Origin of the sequence: Hominimerdicola alba (genome assembly GCF_900112155.1) — a bacterium.
Lineage (GTDB): Bacteria > Bacillota > Clostridia > Oscillospirales > Ruminococcaceae > Hominimerdicola > Hominimerdicola alba_D.
The window spans coordinates 1-5,602 of the sequence record NZ_FOKQ01000081.1 but is presented as its reverse complement, the minus strand read 5'-3'; the positions used below and the strand labels follow the sequence as shown (position 1 = coordinate 5,602).

The following is a 5,602-nucleotide window of genomic DNA, read 5'->3' as shown; positions in this document are numbered from 1 at the left end:
ATGACCTCGCAATGGAGCTGCGCCGACGCCCTGTTATGGATAGGCAGAACGAAGGAAGTTGGGACTTCACGTGACGAATGATCCCGTTGGACAGAGGAGGTTTGCTGCCGTAACGGATATGGGTCGCATCAAGGCTGTCAAAACAGATCTCTCAAGACGTTTTGTTTGCTATACCCTGATAACGTTAAATCCGGCATTCAATGCTTTGGATCATCCATAACTTGGTTCATTTCTTGAACATAACTTTATGAAATACTGAGATTTCGCGAGTATTTACGAGATTTTACAAGATATTTTGAGGAGTGTATGATATAAAATACCAGATAATTCATTATCATGATAACGATATATATCAAGTTAATATATATACGTTCTTTGGTGCTTGCTGCCAAAGATAGAATATGTATCATAGCTGTCAGAATAAAAGAGAAAATCAGCATAAGAATTATTGAAAACCAATCAGAAAAGGAATATTCATCAGCGTATTTAAATATTCGGATTGTTACGTCGAAACATATTAAAAGAGATATTTGAATTATTATCAGTGTGATGAATCTGGCAAAATCCTGATTTTTAACAAGTTCACTAACCGTTATATTAAATAAGGATGAAATCATATTAAGCTCAACTGAAGTTGTTAAAAGAATTATGATCTGAGTAATAGCAACAGATAGGATTTTTTTTATAAGATTATTCTCAAAAAAACAAAACGCAAAAATAAAAAGGTTTACCCAGTATAATATGCTGCCAATCCCTTCAAAAACTGAAACATAGTTTAATGCAGTGACGAGCATTCCCTCTGTAAATGTAAATACAGCTGCCATTCTTCTAGCTTTTGAGGACGATTTTGGTGTCAAGAATTTATAAATAAACCAAGTTGCCAAACCTCCTTGATAAAAATTAATGATAACCTCAAAAACAATCCATAATATAGTATTCATCTTATCTTCCTCAAATACTGTGTTAGTTTTTCATCAACATTTTGTTTGTATTTTTTACTCAGGGTCAACTTGAAGCCCTGCTTGAAAATTATCTCGTCGTTATTTTTATTAATATTAAAAATATGTCGAAGATTGACGAGATAACTTTTATGTATTCTGACAAAATCATACTGTGAAAAGTATTTCTCTAATTCACTGATATTATTTCGAACTTTTATTGGTTCTTTGTTTTCTGAATGATAGATAACATAATGTTTACTGCTCTCAATATAATATATATTCTTTATTATCAACGGGACTCTTCCTACTTCCTTATTTTCCAAAATGATGGTAGTATTTTGGTTCATTTCATTTAAAAGCTGTTTAACTACTCTGTGAAGCTTTTCTGTGAAAAGAGAATCCTTGCTTTTTGGTATAAAATTTAATGGTCGAAAGTATAGACTATCATAAACAAGTTCAGGATGACTGGTAACAAAAATTATATAACAATCGTTTGATCGTGTAATTTCAGAAGCTAATTGAAATCCGTTTGGTTCAGGCATATCAATGTCTAAAAATATTACATCGAATGGTTTTATTAAGTGATGCTGATACATTAATTTACCTGAAATGTAGGTTTCTAACTCAATATTTTCAAAGATTTGTCTTTTAAATTCATCGTTAACCGCTTGAGCCATAAAATTAACAAATACTTTGTTGTCATCACATATTGCTATTCTAATCATATGTATTTTCTCCTTGAAAGTTTAGTATAAATCACAAGAGTTATATTCACAATACAAATAACGCGCAAATTACTAGGATTTATTATAATTACTATAAATTTGTGACTTTTTAATATAATTATACTATAATGTTAAGTATAATAGTAATTTAGGAGGGGTGGAGCATATACTATGAAAAAGCGAGTTAAAAGTTCAAATGTTTTTGACGAAAAACAAAAACTCGTTATATCCCAAACCTTGATAAACTTACGAGAACTCAACTTTTTAACACAAACAGATATAGCAAAACATCTTCATCTTTCTTCAAGTACAATCTCTCATTATGAAAAAGGGTTGACTGTTCCGCCTACAGAAGTTCTGTATCGACTTGCTGATTTTTACAATGTTACTACAGATTATATTTTTGGAAGAAGTGCGAGTAAAACAGATCTTAATGAAACTTATGCTATGAAGTTAACAAAGAAAATGTCTATCGGTGATGCTGTAGAAATAATGACAAAGATGGATGATACAGAACGTGAACATTTAGCATATTTCATCGAGGTTATAGGAAAATCAAAAAAGTAATCAATTTGAACTCTGATTTTTTCAGAGTTCTTTTTATTTTAACATAATATGAGGATAAGGTCAAGTGCATTAATCCTATAGTCTGAATATATATTTTTGTGCCAAAAACCGTCATCTTGTGCCAGAACCATTGACATCTATTTATAATAGTGTATAATATATCTAAAAAAGTGGATTTTAAACGACATTTTTAGTACGAATAGGAAAGAATTATGAATATGAGGATAACAGATCATATTGACCTGTTTTACCCTGACGGCATGGCTAAGTCATATGCATCTGAACGCAGGAAAGCCATTCGCAACAGTGGTTCTATGTTTATCAACGACCTTCAGCTTGACAATCTGAAACTTCTTATAACCCTTGTCGGTTCTGAACAATTTATGCTGTTAGCAGAGGAATTTTCAGACGATATCCCTACAATCGAGTACCGCCTCGACTGTCTGGAAAATTTTCTGAACAACCCGGAGCTTTTCTTGAGTTATTTGTCATGTAAAAGTATAACAAATTGTTATGAGTCAAAAAATTAATGATAGGAGGAAAACAGATGAAAAAATGTATTTCTTTAATCACAGCCTTAGCGGTTTCGTTCGTTTCTTTTTCGATGGTAAGCTCAAGTTCTGTTTGTGCTGGTACAAATGAACCAGTTGAAATTCTATCTTTGCGTTCAAAATATGTGAAGCATTTCAACAATGGTGATGGAACAAGAACATCTTATGTCAGCACAGTGCCTGTCCACTATTTAGACGAAGGTACGTGGAAAGAAATTAATAATTCTTTGGTAATAGATGATAGTGGTAATTATACAAATATTAGTAGTCCGCTAAATATTTCTATTCCAGCCAAATTGACTAATGGTGATAATTCTTCTATTGGATTGTCTAGCAATGACTGTTCAATACATATTTCTCTTGAAGATTTTATTACAGGCAAAAATAATGACGGAGAGGGATGCGTTGAAGCTAAGATTAAGAAGAACAGCGAGTCTAAAGATACAGAAGAATTACCCAAGGTAATGCTCAACTCACTTAATAATTCCGTTTCATCCATTAGTTACGATTTTGATAATGAGGGTAAAGAGTTTACATTTGATATTCACCCAGACTCTCTTATTGAAAAAATAACTTTTGATAAAGAATCTTCAATTCCTGCTACGATATCCTATCCAATCAAAACCGATAATTTAAATATCAAAACAAATGAGGAAGGTAATCTTGAGTTTACTAAATCGGATGGTACGGTTATGTTTACCATGATAGCTCCGGTTATATACGATTCATCAGATGATTATAATTGTTCATCTGTGGGAATTACTGTGTCTTCTGAAGATGATGAAAGTTATTTAACATTTTCTGTCGAAGATGCTTTTAATACACTGAATGATCCTGTTTATCCAGTAATTCTTAGTACTGGATATACTGAACAGATTGATGCAAATACACGTTACAATTCCGAATTATATCCCAATAATATCATTTTCGATCAATATATGCGAATTGGAGATGAAGTTGGAAATGGTTATCAAACATATGTATCGTGTAATGAATCTTTTATCGGATATCCCTATAATGGAAATGTAACTATTACTGATGCTAAATTCAATATGTATTTAGTTGGTAACTACCTTAGTTCGCCAATTACGCTTCAAGTTTATTCAATGAACACACAGCCAATGAACTGTTCTTGGAATAATGCCTCAACATTAAATTCCAATACACATATTTCAAATTTTGATGTGTCGTATCAAGAAATGTATTCATGGAAAGGAGCTGATATAACAGCCTTAGTTCAGTCATGGGTTAATTATGGTAATACTTCTCAGAATGTCGGTGTGCCATCGTATGGATTCAAAATGATCACCAATGATTATCCAGAATCAACAGTGGTAGCAAACTCTGAGAGAGCCAGTTATAATCAACCATATTTTGAAATAAATTATGTTGAGGACACTGATTATACATTGGAATATTCTCGCGATAGATATAATGATATGATTTCAAATACAGGAAGTATATATAATTTTCAAAAAAGAATGAACTGTTATGCATACGCCCTTCAAATGTACTATAGAGGACTCGATTCAAGTTGCTATTTATTACATCCTGGTGAAATTGGATTAGGTCAGCAAGATCCATCATATATTTATCCAAATATAACAACTTATTCACAGCTATTTGCTATGTACAACTCTCTTTCCGGATATAATCTTTTGGAGTTTACAGATGAGCAAATGAGAAAAGATGCCCAAGCAATCGGATACAATATAAGTAACTTATCTTATGGAAATAATGCGAGTATTAGCAATAATGATTCGTGGCTGTATTACATCAGAAATACGTATAATCAAAACAATGGACGAATCATCGCATTAGTTGCAGGAATTCATGATGTGCACTATTATTTAAGGCATGGAAATGGCACTTGCACCAATCCAAATCATGATTCAAGTTGTAGTATATGGTCACATAAGCCGGGAAGTGGTATAGTAACAAATGCTCCTTTTAGTTATTCACCACCACTTTGCGATGAAACCATATATTCTTATTCTACTTCGGATTCTAATTATTATACAGGACCTTGGTTTTATAATATTGATAAGACCACAAACCCTTATAATGCATGGTTCTACAATGGACACAGTGCTACAAGTACTGGAACATCTTTTGTTTACCTCGATTAACAGGAGGAATTATTATGAAAAGAATGATTTCACTCATGACTTCCGCCGCACTTACACTAACCGCTATCCCTGCGATGGTCGTTTCGGCGGAGAACTCAGAGTATTCGCGTTGGGAAAAGTTTCTGAAATACGATCTGTGTATTACAAACTATGATGAACTTTCCAATGATGACAAAGAACTCTGCAACTTTATTTTCGACACCGAACAAGCTGCAGGAGATAACATCGTATGTGAACGTGCAAGACGTACACTTGCAGGTGATGATGTAGGGGAGCGGATAACTCTCGATCAGCTAGAAGATGCCTATGGTCTGTGGGATAGCCGATCAGAATATAATTTGTGGTCCGGCTGGCAGTCTTATATAGAATGCGTTCCCGATATAATCAACTTGAATTATAATGCGAGCTCACAAAATTATTTCACTGATTATACTATAGAATACTGGCTTGATGATGAGCGAAGCAGTTATGTTATCTTCTGCGAAAAAGATTCTTCCGATGCTAAGAGCCGCTTTGAAGTCTACGACGGAAATGATAAGCTGATAAACACCATAACAACAAAGTTCGACTGCCCCATGAAGGATTTTCGTGGTAATACCGAATATATGAAAGAATTCGGCATGATACATAAAAACGGCGGCTGGTACTACACCAAACCGGATGATACAGCTGTATTTGCGTGGAGCGAT

Annotated in this window: 4 protein-coding genes; 3 read left to right on the top strand and 1 reads right to left on the bottom strand. The window is 33.5% G+C overall.

What is annotated here, in order from left to right; all coding sequences use genetic code 11:
- Positions 1–937: 937 nt before the first annotated feature.
- Entirely contained in the window at positions 938–1,666 is a 729-nt protein-coding gene (locus BM265_RS19180) for a LytR/AlgR family response regulator transcription factor (RefSeq protein WP_074963521.1), read from the bottom strand.
- 171 nt (positions 1,667–1,837) lie between these two features.
- On the opposite strand from BM265_RS19180, the gene BM265_RS19175 reads away from it, so the two are divergent.
- The 3 genes from BM265_RS19175 to BM265_RS19160 form a co-directional block, all read left to right on the top strand.
- Positions 1,838–2,233: a helix-turn-helix domain-containing protein gene (locus BM265_RS19175; RefSeq protein WP_074963520.1), complete on the top strand. Its 396-nt coding sequence runs from the start codon at positions 1,838–1,840 to the stop codon at positions 2,231–2,233.
- 547 nt (positions 2,234–2,780) lie between these two features.
- Positions 2,781–4,913, top strand: coding sequence for a hypothetical protein (locus BM265_RS19165; RefSeq protein WP_074963518.1), 2,133 nt, complete (start codon positions 2,781–2,783; stop codon positions 4,911–4,913).
- A 14-nt stretch (positions 4,914–4,927) separates the two neighbouring features.
- On the top strand, positions 4,928–5,602 hold a 675-nt coding region (locus tag BM265_RS19160; RefSeq protein ID WP_143098795.1), incomplete at its 3' end, for a hypothetical protein.